The following is a 15,832-nucleotide window of genomic DNA, read 5'->3' on the forward strand; positions in this document are numbered from 1 at the left end:
AGTGACGGTCATGCACACGTATGGTCATGAGTGACGATGCCTGATGGCCGTGCCGTGCAGAAAGACCGTCAGGCAAACGCACAAGAGGGCTGCCCATGGGCAGCCCTCTTGTCGTTCCTCACCTGTCATCGACGTGAGGTGTCGTCTAGCCGGCCGCCATCATTCCTCGCTGTCATCCGCGCCGACGCGCACCGCCAGCACGTCGCACTGGGCGCCGTGCAGGACACCCGTGGAGGTGGAGCCCAGCAGCAGCGCAAAGCCATGGCGACCATGCGAGCCGACCACGATCAGATCCACGTCGTGTTCGGCCGCGAAGCGATGAATCTCGCTGTCCGGCATGCCGACCACCACGTACTGGTCTTCTGCGGCGATATCATGAGGGGAGGCGATCTCGCCAAGCCGTTCACGGGCGTGGGAATCCAGCTGGTCCTGGATGCTGGTCAGGTCCATCGGGATGTCACCGCCATAGGCAAAGCCCAGCGGTTCCAGCGTATGGATGATGGAAATCTTGGCGCCGTTGCGCTTGGCGATCGGCAGTGCCCGCTCCAGCACCAGATGGGAATCCTTGGTCAGGTCGACAGCGACCAGTACATGCTTGTATTCGTTGCTCATCCTGAGGTCCTCCCGCAGAGGTTGGCCATTCGAGTGGCGTCGTGCACCTGCTTCCATGCTAGGCTTGCCGCCCCCTTGAACACAATGACTTACATCAACGTAATGGCAGTGCGTGATACGCAACACTGCAGGGCCGCATAGCCTATCTTGCGCTTTCACGCCACGTCCTGCTTGATGAAACCCTTGAATAGACAACCGTTGGATAGACGATGACGACTGCGCTGATCATCATTTTTGTCGTGCTGGCGATGCTGTCGCCGCTGACCTGGCTTCGCCCCAGCAAACGCGAGACGCGCACTTCACTGGTCCGCAAGGCGGTGATCGCCGATGGCATGCGGGTGGATCTCAAGGCGCCGGCACTTTCTGACGCGCCCAAGGGCATCGTCGGTTACCGCCGCCCCTGGCCGACCGAGCGCGATGTGGCGCCCTTCATTCTGGTGCAGGATGAATGGGCCAGTGATGCGCTGCGTGAAGCGGTGCCGGGCTATCGCTGGCGCGAAGAGAGTCGCCTGGCGGATGACCCTGATGTCGCCGCGGCGCTGCGGCGCTTCACGCGCACGCTGCCGGAGGATGCCCTGATGCTGGAGTCATCGCTCTCCGGCCTGACGCTGTGGTGGGGCGAGAGTCTGGATGTGGAAAGTTGTCACGACTGGCGGCGCGAATTCGAGGCCTTGCATGCGCTGTTGATCGACAAGGCGCCTATCTCGCACAAGCGTCGTCCGCTGGTGGGCACCGAGCCGAAGATGCCGGACGCCTGACACGCGCCGCTCTCCCGCCTGCAGAAAAAAGCCCCCATCGAGTCACTCGATGGGGGCTTTTTCATATCTCGCTTGCGCTCATGTCCTGCTGGCGCGGCTGGCCATTTCCGGTCGGCATGTCGGGTCAGGCGCTCTCCGGCACCTTCTCGGAGATTTCCAGGCCATTGCGTTCCATGACACGCAGGCATTCACAGAATTGATCGACCTGCGCTTCGCTCAGGCCCTCGAGCATCTCGATGCGAGTCTGCTCGGCGATGGCATCGATCTTCTCGATCAGTGGCAGCGCCTTGCGGGTCAGGAAGATGCGCTTGGTGCGGCGGTCTTCCTCACAGGCACGGCGCTCCACCAGGCCCTGTTCGGTCAGTTGGTCCAGAGTGCGAACCAGCGACGGGGCTTCGATACCGATGGAGCGAGCCAGATCACATTGGGGCTGACCATCGCCCATGCGCCACAGGTGTACCAGCGTCATCCAGCGAGTCTGGGTCAGCCCTAGTGGGGACAGTCGCTGGTCCAGAATGGCGCGCCACAGGCGCGGCAGGCGGGAAAGCTTGAGTCCGATATCTTCATGCATGGATAGGTCGTCCGCTGAGTGCAAATGTGAAGGGGCTTTTGTCATTGGCACGCGTTCAGCATCACTCAAACCTGAATGAGACCGATTCCTTATGCGCGCCGCCTTTCACATCAGCATGCTAGGCAGTCTGGATAATTACAAGCCTGCGAACGAATTTTACATCCAACGTCGAGTAACTTGGCGTTCCCGCTTGCGGAGTGACTCATGATGGCGACTGTCACAAACCCGGAATCAGGTTGGTGATACGCCAGCCGGGGATACCGGGAGGCTGGCTGATGGTGCTGTCCGCCAGGGTCGCCAGCTGCGGATCATCGCTGACCACGAAGCGCAGACTGCCGATGCGCTGTCCGTTCATCGTCTCGACATCGATGCGCCACTCGCCCTCGCTACCCTGCGGGAAGGCCGTCTTGTGCGTCCAGGCGCGGTAGCCTTCACTGCGTCCGCCGTTGATGTTCAGGGCGATGCGATCGACGACTTCACCGTCATGACGCCAGACATGGTAGACCTTCTCTGACAGGCCGCGCGGCGCGCGGATGGCCGTGAAGGCATAGAGGCCGCGGGCGGAGAGTTGCGCAGGCGTCAGCTGCATCTCGCCACGCGGTGCGCGCGCCGCGGTATCGAAGTCCGGCGACAGACTGCTGGCATTGATCCACAGCGTGGCGGGCGGAATCCAGGCGCGTGCCCCCCATGCGCCTACCCCGAGCATCACGCTGATGCCGATCATCGCCAGACCGCCGACCACCCCACGCGCGATGCGCAGGTTGGCGACGCTGGGTAGTGCGAACAGGCTCATGGCGGCACAGGCGGCCAGCAGGCTCTCACTCGTGGTCAGCTCCAGCAGCAGGGGCAGGGTGACCAGTACCACCACGAACACGCACAGGGCGTGGAAGCCGAAATACAGCCAGCGATGACGCTCGGCCAGCCGGTAGTAGAAAGGATCGAGAATCGACAGCAGGGTCGCGCCGCACAGCAGCAGCGTGAAGCCTGCCTGGCCGCTGGCCCAGTCAGTGGTCGCCAGGAAGAATGGCAGCGTGAAACACAGTGTCTCCTGCTGGATCAGCTGGGCCACGAAGGTCGCCAGCTTGCGGGGTAGGGCGTTCTGGCCGCGATGGCGGCGCAGACGGCTCCACAGGCCTTCGGCGATCAGGATCAACCAGGCCAGCATCATGCCCAGCGCAAGCATGCCGCCCAGCCATTGCTGACGATTGACGAGGAAGAAACTGCAGATGCCGGCGGCGAAGCCGATGGGCGGCCATAACCAGTGCCAGCGCTTGGTGCGTTCGACAAGGCCGGTCAGGCGCAGATACAGGGCGGTGAGAGTGCTGCTCATGAAAGCATGATATCGATGAGGCCTTTGAAAGCCTGCTGGCGCGCGAGGGAGTGTCGCGGCCAGCCTGCGGGTTGGGAAAGCGTTCAGGGTAACGCGGCTGACTTGCGCGGTGTAGCGTCGATCTTTGCCTACATCGGCTGTCGATGGCCTGCGCCAGTCAGCCCAGGCCAGTATACAGACGCCCCGTGACCCCCGACCTTTCGCTAATGTCCGCAGGCTTGATCTTTGTCCGTCACTGGCCCAAGCTGGCTGTATTCAAACGCTTGTATGAAGCGCTGTGATGAGAGATGACTCTTGCGCGGTGCCTCTGGAAGCGGCGAGTCCGGCGAGGCCGGTTACCAACGCCCTCATGGCCAACGCCCAAATGGCAGTGACCATCGAGCGTCGGGCAGCCCCTTCACCCCTTTCTCTTGTGGAGATCCGTGGATGATCTATTCAGGCAAAACGCTAACCGTCGAGGCCAACCAGGACGCCATTGCCCTGTTGACCCTCGATCTTGAAGGCGAATCGGTCAACAAGCTGGCCAGCTACGTGCTCAAGGAGCTGGGAGAGGCGGTCGAGGCCATCCAGGCGACGGCCGATCTCAAGGGGCTGGTCATCCGCTCCGCCAAGGAGGCGTTCGTGGTCGGTGCCGACATCACCGAGTTCCATCAGATGTTCGAGAAGGATGAAGCCTTCCTCATCGACATGAACATGACCGCCCATGGCATCTTCAATGCCATCGAGGACCTGCCGTTCCCCACCGTCACTGCCATCAATGGGCTGGCGTTGGGCGGCGGCTGCGAGATCACCCTGACCACCGATTTCCGGGTCATGGCCGACAGCGCCAAGATCGGCCTGCCGGAAACCAAGCTCGGCATCATCCCGGGCTGGGCGGGCTGTGTGCGTCTGCCGCGTCTGATCGGGGCAGACAACGCCATCGAGTGGATCTGTGGCGGTACCGAGAATCGTGCCGACAAGGCGCTGGCCGTGGGCGCCGTCGATGCCGTCCTGCCGGTGGCCGAGTTGGACGCTGCGGCACTCGACATTCTGGCGCGTGCCAACGCCGGCGAGCTGGACTATCAGGCGCGTCGCCTCGAGAAGACCTCGCCGCTCAAGCTCAATGCCATCGAGCAGATGATGGCATTCGAGACCGCCAAGGGCTTCGTGGCCGGCAAGGCCGGCCCGCATTATCCGGCACCGGTGGAGGCCATCAAGGTCATCCAGAAGGGCGCGGGGGAATCGCGTGAGCGTGCCCAGGCCATCGAGGCCAAGACCTTCGCCAGGATGGCGCTGACCGACGTGGCCTTCAATCTGGTCGGCCTGTTCATGAACGATCAGGTGGTCAAGAAGAAAGCCAAGGGCTATGAGAAGCAGGCCAGCGAGATCAAGCAGGCCGCCGTGCTGGGGGCCGGTATCATGGGTGGCGGCATCGCCTATCAGAGCGCCAGCAAGGGCACGCCGATCCTGATGAAGGACATCAACGGCGAGGCCATCGAGCTGGGCCTGAAGGAAGCGCGCAAGCTGTTCGGCAAGGGCGTCGAGCGCGGCAAGCTGACCACCGAGAAGATGGCGCAGGGCCTGTCCAACATTCGCCCGACGCTGTCCTACGGTGACTTCGGCAATGTGGACCTGGTCGTCGAGGCGGTGGTCGAGAATCCCAAGGTCAAGGCCTCGGTGCTGGCCGAACTCGAGGACAACGTCGCCGAGGACGCCATCCTGACCTCCAACACCTCGACCATCTCCATCACGCGGCTGGCCGAATCGCTCAAGCGCCCCGAGAACTTCTGCGGCATGCACTTCTTCAACCCGGTGCACCGCATGCCGCTGGTCGAGGTCATCCGTGGCGAGAAGTCCAGTGATGCGGCCATCGCCGCGACCGTCGCCTATGCCCGCCAGATGGGCAAGACGCCGATCGTCGTCAACGACTGCCCGGGCTTTTTGGTCAACCGCGTGCTGTTCCCCTATTTCGGTGGCTTCAGCCTGCTGGTCGAGAAGGGTGCCGACTATCAGCGCGTTGACAAGGTGATGGAGAAGTTCGGCTGGCCGATGGGCCCGGCCTACCTGCTGGATGTGGTCGGCATGGATACCGCGGTGCACGCCAATGCCGTGATGGCGGAAGGTTTCCCGGACCGCATGGCGCGTGAAGGCAAGACGGCCATCCAGGTGATGTACGACAACAAGCGTCTCGGCCAGAAGAATGATCTGGGCTTCTACCGCTACGAGGAAGACCGCAAGGGCAAGCCGAAGAAGCTGGCGGACGATGAGGCTCAGGCGCTGGTGGCCCAGGTCGTCAGCGAGACGCGCGAGTTCTCCGATGAAGACATCATCGCGCGCATGATGGTGCCGCTGTGCATGGAAACCATCCGCTGCCTGGAAGACGACATCGTCGGTACGGCGGCCGAGGCCGACATGGCCTTGATCTACGGCATCGGTTTCCCGCCGTTCCGTGGTGGCGCGCTTCGCTACGTCGATGCCATGGGCGTGGCCGAGTTCGTCGCGCTGGCCGACAGCCTGGCCGATGAGCTGGGGCCGCTGTATCGCCCGACCGAGGCGCTGCGCGAGCGCGCCAAGCGTGGCGACGCCTTCTACTCCTGAGCCTTTGATGGCTGAGCGCCCGAGTGGCCGCCAGCACTATCCGACCAGAATTTTCGGCCCTCGCGACAGCGAGGGCCATGAGGGAGCCAGACAATGAATCTGAATCCGAGAGATGTGGTAATCGTCGATGGCGTGCGTACCGCCATGGCCAAGGCCAAGAATGGCGCCTTCCGACACGTGCGCGCCGAGAATCTGTCCGCTGCGGTGATGCAGGCACTGTTTGATCGCAACCCCGGTCTGGTGCCGGCAGAGGTCGATGACGTCATCTGGGGCTGCGTCAACCAGACCCTGGAACAGGCCATGAACATCGCGCGCAACGCCGCCATCATGACTGGCATACCGCGCACCGTGCCGGCGCAGACGGTCAACCGCCTGTGCGGTTCCTCGATGAGTGCCCTGCATATCGCCACTGCCAACATCAAGGCCGGCATGGGTGACTTCTACATCATCGGTGGGGTCGAGCACATGGAGCACGTGCCGATGGCACACGGCGTCGACGTCAACCCGGCGGCCAGCAAGCATGCGGCCAAGGCGGCAATGATGATGGGCCTGACTGCCGAGCTGCTCGGCAAGATGCATGGCGTGAGTCGTGACAAGCAGGATGAATTCGGTGTGCGCTCCCACCAGCGAGCCCAGGCCGCCGCCGATGAAGGTCGCTTCGACAATGAGATCATCGGTGTCGAGGGGCATGATGCCGAGGGTCGGCGTGTCCTGGTGACCCGCGATGAGGTCATCCGTGGCGATGCCAGCATGGAGTCCATGGGCAATCTCAAGCCGGTCTTCGACCCCAAGGGCGGTACCGTGACCGCTGGCACCTCTTCCGCGCTGTCCGTGGGCGCCTCGGGCATGGCAGTGATGAGCGCCGAACGCGCCGAAGCGCTGGGACTCAAGCCCATCGCTCGTGTGCTGTCCACTGGCGTGGCAGGCTGTGATGCTTCCATCATGGGCTACGGGCCGGTACCGGCCTCCAAGCAGGCGCTCAAGGCGGCAGGCCTGACCATCGACGATATCCAGACCGTCGAACTCAACGAGGCCTTCGCGGCGCAGTCGATTCCGGTACTCAAGGACCTCGGCCTCCTGGAGCGCGTCGATACGGCGGTCAATCTCAACGGCGGCGCCATCGCGCTGGGGCACCCGCTGGGTTGCTCCGGTTCGCGTATCTGCACCACGTTGCTCAACGTCATGAAGCAGCAGAACACGCGCCTCGGTCTGGCGACCATGTGCATCGGCATGGGCCAGGGCGTCGCGACCGTGTTCGAGCGACTCGACTGAACGTCAGCGACTTCGGTCAGCGTTTTCGATAAGCGATCAGACCTCGCTGATACCTCAAGCGGCATGTCTTCGGACATGCCGCTTTTTCGTTGGCAGGCTTTTGTCTGGAAACGAGAAGGGCAGCGCAGTATCGTGGCAGTGGGCGATCAAGCGTGACGTCGCCCCGGGCTTGATGATTGAGGTTACGCGAGGGAGTCGCATCGATGGACTGGAATCATGTCGAGCAGGATCTGCCGTGCGCCACGCCGCCCAGACCCTTGCCACACCCCCTGACCTTCCGGTTGCCGGCGGGCAGTATTGATTGTCACCTGCACCTGTTTGGTGACCCGGTGCGCTACCCATTGGCGGCGGACAGAACCTATGATCCGGCCCCCGTGGGGCTCAATGAAGCACTCGAGATGCATCATGCGCTGGGCGCCAGCCACGGCGTGCTGATACAGCCCAGTGTCTATGGCTATGACAATCGCCTGCTATGCGACAGCCTGCAGAGCTGTCGTGAGCGCGGGCTGGATTACCGTGGCGTGGCGGTTGTCACGCCTGACATCAGTGACGCCGAGCTTGAGCGACTCTCCGAGCTGGGTGTCTGTGGCGTTCGCCTCAACCTGATCTTCGCTGGCGGGTTGCGCTGGCGTGATGTGGTGCTGCTGGCGGACCGCCTGGCACGCTTCAAGTGGCATCTGGAATGTCTGATCGATGTCTCGACCTTCCGTGACATGGAAGCGCGCCTCGGCAGCTTGCCGGTGCCGGTGGTGATCGACCATATGGGCCATCTGGCGGCCACGCGTGGCCCTGAATGTCCCGGCTTTGCCGCGCTGTGTCGATTGCTCAAGCAGGGGCGCACCTGGGTCAAGCTGTCGGCGCCTTACCGGTTGACCACGCGTGGTCGCTTGCCTTACTCCGATGTCACGGCGCTGGTGCGAGCGCTGGTGGCGGCCAATCCGGAGCGCGTCGTGTGGGGCAGTGACTGGCCACATCCCTATATCGGCGTCGAGATGCCGGAAGAAGACACCCTGGCCGAACTGATGCAGCGCTGGTTGCCGGAGCGCGAGATGCGCGAGAGGATCTTCCGCGACAATCCGCGCAAGCTTTATGGCTACAAGGCCTTCGTGAAGTCCAAGGCGGATGCGGCGCACTGAGCGAAGAGGTGCCCGCTTGCGGGGCGCAATTGAGGGACGCGGCGTCACTCGTATCAGCCGCATAAGGTACATGAGCCGAATGACAAGACGCCCCCATCAGCCTGCTGGTGGGGGCGTCTTGATGATCGGTGAGGGAAGCCGAGGAGAGAGACAGGGAGGAGGCGCGCAGCGTCTAGCGGGTCTGGAAGGCCACGCGCGTGCCATGGGCCAGCAGGCTGGCATTGTCGGTCGGCGTCGTGGGCAGGCCGATCATCTCATCCTGCACTTCCGCCCAGGTCTGCACGCCGTGGGTCAGCCCCAGCGGCAACAGCAGGCGGCTGATCCACTGGGTGCCGGTGAAACGCAGGGACTGGCCGCTGTCATCGACCAGGCGACTGATGCCAGCGGCGTGATGCAGGCGGACCACATGAAGCCCCTGGTCCAGCGTCTGCACTTCCACTGTCAGGGTATTGCCTGCGGCGAGCCACCGCCGCAGGGTCTCGACGTCGACGGCTTCGTCAAGCGTGCTGGAGGAAGTCTGCATGCGTTCTCCCGGGTGTCTGAATCACACCACCTTGTAGGCGTGGGGCAGTTCGGCCAGTGGGCCGCGTCCGCCGGCGAGCGTCAGGGCGAGATCGACCATTCCGTCCCAGATGGGCAGCGTCATCCCGCCCTTGATCGCCATGTCGAGTCGCTGCGAGAACAGCAGCAGCTTGTGCAGGCGCTTGTGGGGCAGGCGATTGAGTGCCTGTTGATAGAAGGGGCGACGCTTGTCGAAGATCATCGGCTTCTGCGCCTTGCAGGCATGCTCGAAACTCTGGCCTTGATCGAGGTGCTGGCGCAGCGAGAGCAGGGTGCGCAGCTCGCGGGTCAGCGCCCACAGGATCACCGGCGGTTCGACGCCTTCTCCCCTGAGCCCGAGCACGATGCGGCCACTGCGCTCGACTTCCCCCTTCAGACACGCATCGGCCAGCGTGAAGACATCATAGCGGGCATTGTCCTCGACGCCCTGGACGATGGCATTGCCATCCAGGCGTGCGCCCGGCGGGTGCAGCAGCGCCAGCTTCTGCAGTTCCTGATCCGCGGCCAACAGGTTGCCCTCGATGCGCTCGGCCAGCAGGCGGGCGGCGTCCTGATTCAGCTCGAGGCCGTGACGACGGGCGCGATCGCGAATCCAAAAGCCGAGGCGGGAGTGGTCCACCGGCCACACCGCGATGAAGACGCCGACCTTTTCCAATGCCTTGAACCACGCCGTCTGCTGCACCTTGCGATCGAGTCGCGCCGCGGTGATCAGCAGGATGTCGCCATCCTTCTCGATACGCTCGGCGTAAGCCTTGAGGACCTTGCTGCCCTCCTGACCGGCACTCTGGGTGCCCATGCGCAGCTCGATCAGCTTGCGCGAGGCAAACAGTGACATGCTGGCGGCAGACTCGGTCAGGCGGCCCCACTGAAAGCCGTTCTCGACATGCAGTACCTCGCGCTCCTCGACACCGGCAGCGCGTGCTGCACGGCGGATGGCGTCGCAGCTTTCCTGGTGAATCAGCGGCTCATCACCGGCCACGATATATACGGGAGACAGGCGCTTGTTGAGCTGCTCGTCGAGCTTGTCGGGATAGACCTTCATGAATGTCCTTCGATACTGCGCGGATCTGGTGGGCAAGGGCGCCCGGGGCTCGGGCGATCATTCACCCGCGTGTCGATAGCCCCGGCGTGATGGTGGCCCTGAACAGGCACGGCCCCATGATGATCGGTTGCCCGATATCGTGGAGCCGTGCCTGGCGAACGTTGCGATTTCCAATCTCTACCAACTGCTGCCAGTTGTCTTCCACTTCTCCCGGCTTGCCTGTCGTCAATCGCCTTGTCGTCAATCGTCTGGCCTTGCAACACTCATGGACCACGACTCATGACTCACGAACGGGACGCTCAGTGCGGGAGCGTGGCACTCAGGGCTTGAGCGCGCGCAGGCGCTCCAGCAACTGACGGCTCAGGTCACGATTGACTTCCCTGGCCGCACGCTCACGCAGGTCATCGGTGTTGAGCAGGTCGTCATCGTTGGTGTAGTAGAGGCTGCTGGCCTGCAGCTCCTGCTGATTGGCCAGATAGGCCCCATCGGACTTGCGCTGCAGCGAGTAGGTCAGGCGGTAAGTCAGTTCACGCTTGATGCTGCCGGCATCGCCGTAGGTGATCTGCTGCACGTTCTCACGGACCTTGCCCAGGTTGAGGGTCAGCGGGGCGCTGTCGCTCAACTGGATGTCGGCACGCTCGAGAGCGTCGCGCAGGGCGTCATGGGTCTTGGTGATCGGTGCCTGGACGTCCAGCTCGGTGATGGCCATCGGCGCATCATCCACGCCGCGCAGCTGGAAGCCGCAGCCGCTCAGTGTCAGCGCCAGACCGACGCCAAGGGCGGCCAGCACACGACGGCGGCCGAGGCCGCGGGATGCACGCTCTGATGTGTCTGCTGAAACACTGTAAGACTTCGCTTGCGTCACCGTGACCTCCTGTCATGAACGAGTGTCATGATTATCTTGCGAGAGCGCTGCGTGGTGCCTGGGGTATCAGCATCACGCAGCGCACGGAATATGGCCGTCAGAGACCGGCATCCTCTACTTGCCTGTCGGTCTCTGACGGGACCGGCGACTCGGGTCGCCGGTATCTTGCACTGCCTGGTCGGGTCGCTATCAGTTGGCGACGATATTGACCAGCTTGCCCGGCACCACGATCACCTTGCGCACCGTCTTGCCATCGGTGTGCTTGGTGACATTGGCATCTGCCAGCGCCGCGGCCTCGATGGCATCGCGATCGGCATCGGCGGCGAAGGACAGACGCGCCCGCAGCTTGCCGTTGACCTGCACGACCAGCTCGATGCTGTCCTTCTTCATCGCGTCGGCATCAGCGACCGGCCAGCTGGCGTCGATCACGGCTTCGTCGTGGCCCAGTGTCGCCCACAGCGAGTGGCTGGCATGCGGGATGATCGGCGACAGCAGCAGCACGCAGGCCTCGACGGCTTCACGGCTGACGGCCAGGCCCTGCTCGGAGGTGTCCTCGAAGCGGCTGATGGCGTTGACCAGCTCCATCACGGCCGCGATGGCGGTGTTGAAGGTGGTGCGGCGGCCGATGTCATCGCTGCACTTGGCGATGGTCTCGTGTGTCTTGCGACGCAGTGCCTTCTGATCATCGTTCAGGGCCGTCACGTCCAACGCGGCCGGGGTGCCGGCAGCGACATGTTCGTGGACCAGACGCCAGACGCGCTTGACGAAGCGGTGCGCGCCCTCGACACCGGAATCAGACCATTCCAGTGACTGCTCGGGCGGCGCGGCGAACATCATGAACAGGCGCACGGTGTCGGCACCGAAGCGGTCGATCATCGATTGCGGGTCGACGCCGTTGTTCTTGGACTTGGACATCTTCTCGGTGCCACCGATTTCCACCGGCAGACCATCGGACTTCAGCACGGCCTTGATGGCGCGGCCCTTGTCATCGGTCTCGACGTCCACGTCCAGCGGGTTGAACCAGTCACGGCCGCCTTTCTCGTTGATGCGGTAGTAGGTATCCGCGACCACCATGCCCTGGGTCAGCAGCTGCTTGAACGGCTCATCGCTGTCGACCAGGCCGAAGTCCCGCATCAGCTTGTGGAAGAAGCGCGAATAGAGCAGGTGCAGGATGGCGTGCTCGATGCCGCCGATGTAGTAATCGACCGGCAGCCAGTAGTTGGCGCGCTCGTCCAGCATGGCATCGGCGTTGTCCGCACAGCAGAAGCGTGCGTAGTACCAGGAGGACTCCATGAAGGTGTCGAAGGTGTCGGTCTCGCGCTGCCAGCCATCGCCCAGGTCACTGAAGGACGGCATCTTCTTGATCGGCGAACCGCCGGAAGCGTCGAATTCGACTTCCAGTGGCAGCTCGACCGGCAGCTCGTCGTCGGTCAGCGGGATGGATTCACCGTTCGGGCCATTCTTGACCGGAATCGGCGCACCCCAGTAGCGCTGACGCGAGACGCCCCAGTCACGCAGGCGGAAGTTGGTCTTGACCTCACCACGGCCCTGCTCGACCAGGCGCGCGGCGATGGCATCGAAGGCGCTCTCGAAGTCGAGGCCATTGAAGTCGCCGGAATTGATCAGCACGCCGTGTTCGGTGAAGGCGGCGTCGCTGACGTCGGGCGCATTGCCGTCGGCATCGGCGATCACGGCTTCGATCGGCAGGTCGTACTTGGTGGCGAATTCGTGGTCACGCTCGTCGTGGGCCGGCACGGCCATCACGGCACCGGTGCCGTATTCCATCAGCACGAAGTTGGCGACGAAGACCGGCACTTCACGGCCGGTCAGCGGGTGGATGGCCTTGAAGCCGGTATCCATGCCGCGCTTTTCCATGGTCGCCATGTCGGCTTCGCTGGTACCGCCACGCGCGCATTCGGCGTTGAACTCGGCAAGCTCCGCGTTGTGCTCCGCCGCGGCCTTGGCCAGCGGGTGAGCAGCGGCGACACCGACGTAGGTCACGCCCATCAGGGTGTCCGGACGGGTGGTGAAGACGGTCAGGGATTCCTGCACCTGGCTTGCCTTGGCATCGAGACCGAAGCTCAGCTCGACACCGCGCGACTTGCCGATCCAGTTGCGCTGCATGGTCTTGACCTGCTCCGGCCACTCGACCTTGTCGAGATCGGCCAGCAGCTCTTCGGCATAATCGGTGATGCGCAGGAACCACTGCGGGATTTCCTTGCGCTCGATCAGCGCGCCGGAACGCCAGCCACGGCCGTCGATGACCTGCTCATTGGCGAGCACGGTCTGGTCCGCCGGGTCCCAGTTGACGATGGAGCTCTTCTTGTAGACGACACCCTTCTCGACCAGCTTGGCGAAGAACCACTGCTCCCAGCGATAGTATTCCAGGTCGCAGGTGGCGAACTCACGGCTCCAGTCGTAGGCGAAGCCCAGCGCCTTGAGCTGATCGCGCATGTAGGCGATGTTCTCGTGGGTCCACTTGCCCGGTGCGACGTTGTTCTTCATCGCGGCATTTTCCGCCGGCAGGCCGAAGGCATCCCAGCCCATCGGCTGCATCACGTTCTTGCCCTGCATGCGCTGGAAGCGCGAGATCACGTCACCGATGGTGTAGTTGCGCACGTGACCCATGTGCAGCTTGCCGCTGGGGTAGGGGAACATCGACAGGCAGTAGAACTTCTCGCGGTTGGCGTCTTCCACCGCCTTGAAACACTGATTTTTCTCCCAGTACTGCTGGGCAGCCTGTTCGATCTGATCGGGAGCGTACTGTTGAGAAGTGTCCTGTGAATCCATCGGGTCCGTCACTACCTTGGCATTGGCCGCTACCCGTCACCAGGGACAGGCAGGGCGTGAAGAGGTGGGCGGTCACATCGGGATGGGCCGCCACTGTCTGCGATGGGGTCAAGTCTACCCCAGACGCCAAGACTCAGGTAGGGGAGGCGAGCGCCGTGACGCCAGGCGCATGCGCTTCATGTTGCCAGTGCCAGGCGCTTGATGCGCGTCAGGGAGTGGTAGAGTGTGGCTTGTGTCGCAACGCCAACGCCACCATGCTGAAGGTAGAGCGCCATGCCCTCCCGCAGTACGGGAGAAGGTGAAGACACAAGGAGAGTCCATGAGCCAACCACGTGAACCCCGCGATCCCCATGAGCCGATCAGCGCCACGGATCGTGATACGGCTGCCACGTCCTCGCACGACAGTGGCTTTGAAGATACGCCGATGCCCTCGCGCTCAGCCTCCAGCCAGCCGCAGGGCGAAGGTGAAGGACGTCTCGGCGATGCCTATGGGCGAATCCTGACGCGGCTGGAAGACAGCAGCGGTGAGCTGTCGTGGGATGGCCTCAAGGCCGAGCTGGATGAAGCGGTCAAGTTCGAGGCCGAGGTCGAGGAATTCACGCTCGACGAGCTTGCGCTGCTGCGTGCCTGGGTCGAGCGTGACATGCGCGAATTCCGCCGCCATCTGGCGACCGGCGGAGAAGGGATCGCCAGCTGGCTGGGGATCGATCTCTCGGTGCTGTCGCGCAGTGTCAGTTCCGCGCTGATGTCGATCGCGGACCGCACCGTGGTGGACCGCGCCCACTTCGAGGAAGACCTCGAGGCCGCGCGCGCCGACTACACCAGCGGCGAGGTCATCGCGCCGGGGCTATTGCATTGCGTGCACTGTGAGTCGACCACCACGCTCACGCGGCCCAGCGTGCTGGAACCCTGCCATGCCTGTGGACATCGTTTCTTCTCGCGTGGCGCGCCGGCCGTCACTCGTCAGCCTCCCGCGGCCGATGAGAGTGATCAGGGCTGATGGCGACACCGTCAGACTGGTTCGCCCCGGCGCATGCCACCTGGAGCGCCGGGCAGCGCCACAAGGCGTTGCAACAGCTGATCGAGCACTTCAACCAGCGCCCGCGTCCACGTGATGCGGGCCTCTTCAAGCAGATCTCCTATTACCTGTTTCTGCTCGCGGATTATCGCTCGGCCAGCCAGATTCTGGCTCAGGGGCATGTGGAGTGTCCGGCCGATGAAGAGATCGCGCTCAATCAGGTGGTGTGTCTGTCGCGCGCCAATGATGCCGCCGGCTCGCTGGCGGCCGGCGAGGCGTTGGCCGCACGGGGCTGTCTCAATCCGGTGCTGTTCGACTCGCTGGCCAGCAGTGCGGCCAGGCTCAAGCGTCATGACGAGGCACGCGAGCATGGCAGCCGCGCCCTGACCCTCAAGGATGAGCAGCATGGGGGCCTGCCGTTGGCGAAGGGCTGGCGACTGCCGGCTGAATCCCCTTCGGCAGTTGCCGCCGGCAAGGCGCGCGTGCTGTCCTTCGGCCTCTGGGGCAAGGGGCCGCGTTATTTGAACGGCATGCTGCATAACCTGCTGTTGGCGCCGGTGCTGTATCCGGGGTGGCGCGTTCGGCTCTATCACGATGACAGCGTGCCCGATGACTTCCTGGCCCTGGCGCGGCAACTGGATGCCGAGCTGATCGAGCGCCCCTCCAGTGACACCCTGAGGCAACGGCTGTGCTGGCGCTTCGCGGTCGCCGATGACCCGACGGTGGGTTACTTCGTGGTTCGCGACTGCGACAGCGTCATCAGCCTGCGCGAAGTGCGCGCGGTGCAGATGTGGCTGACGTCCGGGCGCTTCTTCCACGTCATGCGCGACTGGTGGAGTCATACCGATCTGGTGCTGGCGGGACTATGGGGCGGGGTGGCCGGCGTACTGCCTCCGGTGGGCGGCTTGCTGGCGGACTGGAGTCCTCGACAGGTGGAAACCCCGAACATTGATCAGTGGTTCATGAAGGAATGCGTGTGGCGCTACCTGCGGGAAAGTCTGATCAGCCATGACCGATGTTACTCGCTGCAGATCAAGGGTCGCGACAGCCTGAAGTTCCCGGACGACGTGCTGGGAGAAGCGCCAAGCGGCACGGCGCATGTCGGCAGTGACGAGTGGACGCGCGATCGTGCCTTCCAGCTCCGCCAGCTGGGGCCATGGATCAAGGAGGCCAGCTGGATGCGTGACAGCGAATGAGCACAATCCCCAGATAGGTTCCCGATGAGCGGGTTACGTAGACACACGAAGGGCTGCCCATGGGCAGCCCTTCGTGTGTCTTGCCAGCAGTCCTTCACTTGTCT

14 protein-coding genes are annotated in these 15,832 nt (G+C 63.5%); 6 read left to right on the forward strand and 8 right to left on the reverse strand.

Going from position 1 to position 15,832, the window contains the following annotated elements:
• Nucleotides 1–159: 159 nt before the first annotated feature.
• The gene (locus tag CDPAHKCJ_RS06130; protein ID WP_043335309.1) at nucleotides 160–612 is read right to left on the reverse strand and encodes a universal stress protein; all 453 of its coding nucleotides are present in this window, start codon (nucleotides 610–612) and stop codon (nucleotides 160–162) included.
• A gap of 209 nt (nucleotides 613–821) precedes the next feature.
• On the opposite strand from CDPAHKCJ_RS06130, the gene CDPAHKCJ_RS06135 reads away from it, so the two are divergent.
• Complete coding sequence (locus tag CDPAHKCJ_RS06135; protein WP_166019102.1) at nucleotides 822–1,370, forward strand: preprotein translocase subunit YajC; 549 nt, start codon at nucleotides 822–824, stop codon at nucleotides 1,368–1,370.
• A 124-nt stretch (nucleotides 1,371–1,494) separates the two neighbouring features.
• On the opposite strand, the gene slyA is transcribed toward CDPAHKCJ_RS06135, so the two are convergent.
• Nucleotides 1,495–1,941, reverse strand: coding sequence for a transcriptional regulator SlyA (slyA, locus tag CDPAHKCJ_RS06140; RefSeq protein ID WP_043335305.1), 447 nt, complete (start codon nucleotides 1,939–1,941; stop codon nucleotides 1,495–1,497).
• 217 nt (nucleotides 1,942–2,158) lie between these two features.
• On the reverse strand, nucleotides 2,159–3,271 hold the full coding sequence (locus CDPAHKCJ_RS06145; protein ID WP_166019103.1) for a DUF5924 family protein: 1,113 nt from the start codon (nucleotides 3,269–3,271) through the stop codon (nucleotides 2,159–2,161).
• Between the two features lie 426 nt (nucleotides 3,272–3,697).
• On the opposite strand from CDPAHKCJ_RS06145, the gene fadB reads away from it, so the two are divergent.
• From fadB to CDPAHKCJ_RS06160, 3 genes are all read left to right on the forward strand, one after another.
• The gene (fadB, locus tag CDPAHKCJ_RS06150) at nucleotides 3,698–5,848 is read left to right on the forward strand and encodes a fatty acid oxidation complex subunit alpha FadB (protein WP_166019104.1); all 2,151 of its coding nucleotides are present in this window, start codon (nucleotides 3,698–3,700) and stop codon (nucleotides 5,846–5,848) included.
• A gap of 93 nt (nucleotides 5,849–5,941) precedes the next feature.
• Nucleotides 5,942–7,120 (forward strand): acetyl-CoA C-acyltransferase FadA, encoded by a 1,179-nt coding sequence (gene fadA, locus CDPAHKCJ_RS06155; protein WP_166019105.1) that lies wholly within the window; start codon nucleotides 5,942–5,944, stop codon nucleotides 7,118–7,120.
• A 203-nt stretch (nucleotides 7,121–7,323) separates the two neighbouring features.
• Entirely contained in the window at nucleotides 7,324–8,256 is a 933-nt protein-coding gene (locus CDPAHKCJ_RS06160; protein ID WP_166019106.1) for an amidohydrolase family protein, read from the forward strand.
• Nucleotides 8,257–8,428: 172 nt separating this feature from the next.
• On the opposite strand, the gene CDPAHKCJ_RS06165 is transcribed toward CDPAHKCJ_RS06160, so the two are convergent.
• From CDPAHKCJ_RS06165 to CDPAHKCJ_RS13460, 5 genes are all read right to left on the reverse strand, one after another.
• Nucleotides 8,429–8,779, reverse strand: coding sequence for a DUF6482 family protein (locus tag CDPAHKCJ_RS06165; protein WP_166019107.1), 351 nt, complete (start codon nucleotides 8,777–8,779; stop codon nucleotides 8,429–8,431).
• Between the two features lie 21 nt (nucleotides 8,780–8,800).
• Nucleotides 8,801–9,859, reverse strand: coding sequence for a DNA polymerase III subunit delta (gene holA, locus CDPAHKCJ_RS06170; protein WP_043335288.1), 1,059 nt, complete (start codon nucleotides 9,857–9,859; stop codon nucleotides 8,801–8,803).
• Between the two features lie 319 nt (nucleotides 9,860–10,178).
• Nucleotides 10,179–10,724, reverse strand: coding sequence for an LPS assembly lipoprotein LptE (gene lptE / locus CDPAHKCJ_RS06175; protein WP_166019108.1), 546 nt, complete (start codon nucleotides 10,722–10,724; stop codon nucleotides 10,179–10,181).
• Nucleotides 10,725–10,913: 189 nt separating this feature from the next.
• Complete coding sequence (gene leuS, locus CDPAHKCJ_RS06180; RefSeq protein ID WP_166019109.1) at nucleotides 10,914–13,514, reverse strand: leucine--tRNA ligase; 2,601 nt, start codon at nucleotides 13,512–13,514, stop codon at nucleotides 10,914–10,916.
• Nucleotides 13,515–13,690: 176 nt separating this feature from the next.
• The gene (locus CDPAHKCJ_RS13460; protein ID WP_277343441.1) at nucleotides 13,691–13,822 is read right to left on the reverse strand and encodes a hypothetical protein; all 132 of its coding nucleotides are present in this window, start codon (nucleotides 13,820–13,822) and stop codon (nucleotides 13,691–13,693) included.
• Nucleotides 13,823–13,833: 11 nt separating this feature from the next.
• Between CDPAHKCJ_RS13460 and CDPAHKCJ_RS06185 the strand changes: the two genes are divergently transcribed.
• Together CDPAHKCJ_RS06185 and CDPAHKCJ_RS06190 are read left to right on the forward strand one after the other, a co-directional pair.
• Nucleotides 13,834–14,514 (forward strand): hypothetical protein, encoded by a 681-nt coding sequence (locus tag CDPAHKCJ_RS06185; RefSeq protein ID WP_346773899.1) that lies wholly within the window; start codon nucleotides 13,834–13,836, stop codon nucleotides 14,512–14,514.
• Nucleotides 14,514–15,728 carry a tetratricopeptide repeat protein gene (locus tag CDPAHKCJ_RS06190; protein WP_166019110.1) on the forward strand — a complete coding sequence of 405 codons (1,215 nt, stop codon included), beginning with the start codon at nucleotides 14,514–14,516 and terminating at the stop codon, nucleotides 15,726–15,728. The genes CDPAHKCJ_RS06185 and CDPAHKCJ_RS06190 overlap by 1 nt, the downstream gene beginning before the upstream one ends.
• Nucleotides 15,729–15,832: the final 104 nt, after the last annotated feature.

This window comes from Cobetia sp. MB87 (genome assembly GCF_011319755.1).
Lineage (GTDB): Bacteria > Pseudomonadota > Gammaproteobacteria > Pseudomonadales > Halomonadaceae > Cobetia.

Excerpts from the sequence above, each read along its gene's own strand:
- holA (WP_043335288.1), bottom strand. The coding sequence starts at position 9,859 with ATGAAGGTCTATCCCGACAAGCTCGACGAGCAGCTCAACAAGCGCCTG.
- slyA (WP_043335305.1), bottom strand. The coding sequence starts at position 1,941 with ATGCATGAAGATATCGGACTCAAGCTTTCCCGCCTGCCGCGCCTGTGG.
- CDPAHKCJ_RS06160 (WP_166019106.1), top strand. The coding sequence starts at position 7,324 with ATGGACTGGAATCATGTCGAGCAGGATCTGCCGTGCGCCACGCCGCCC.
- leuS (WP_166019109.1), bottom strand. The coding sequence starts at position 13,514 with ATGGATTCACAGGACACTTCTCAACAGTACGCTCCCGATCAGATCGAA.
- CDPAHKCJ_RS06135 (WP_166019102.1), top strand. The coding sequence starts at position 822 with ATGACGACTGCGCTGATCATCATTTTTGTCGTGCTGGCGATGCTGTCG.
- CDPAHKCJ_RS06190 (WP_166019110.1), top strand. The coding sequence starts at position 14,514 with ATGGCGACACCGTCAGACTGGTTCGCCCCGGCGCATGCCACCTGGAGC.
- CDPAHKCJ_RS06165 (WP_166019107.1), bottom strand. The coding sequence starts at position 8,779 with ATGCAGACTTCCTCCAGCACGCTTGACGAAGCCGTCGACGTCGAGACC.
- CDPAHKCJ_RS06130 (WP_043335309.1), bottom strand. The coding sequence starts at position 612 with ATGAGCAACGAATACAAGCATGTACTGGTCGCTGTCGACCTGACCAAG.
- CDPAHKCJ_RS06145 (WP_166019103.1), bottom strand. The coding sequence starts at position 3,271 with ATGAGCAGCACTCTCACCGCCCTGTATCTGCGCCTGACCGGCCTTGTC.
- CDPAHKCJ_RS06185 (WP_346773899.1), top strand. The coding sequence starts at position 13,834 with ATGAGCCAACCACGTGAACCCCGCGATCCCCATGAGCCGATCAGCGCC.
- fadB (WP_166019104.1), top strand. The coding sequence starts at position 3,698 with ATGATCTATTCAGGCAAAACGCTAACCGTCGAGGCCAACCAGGACGCC.
- fadA (WP_166019105.1), top strand. The coding sequence starts at position 5,942 with ATGAATCTGAATCCGAGAGATGTGGTAATCGTCGATGGCGTGCGTACC.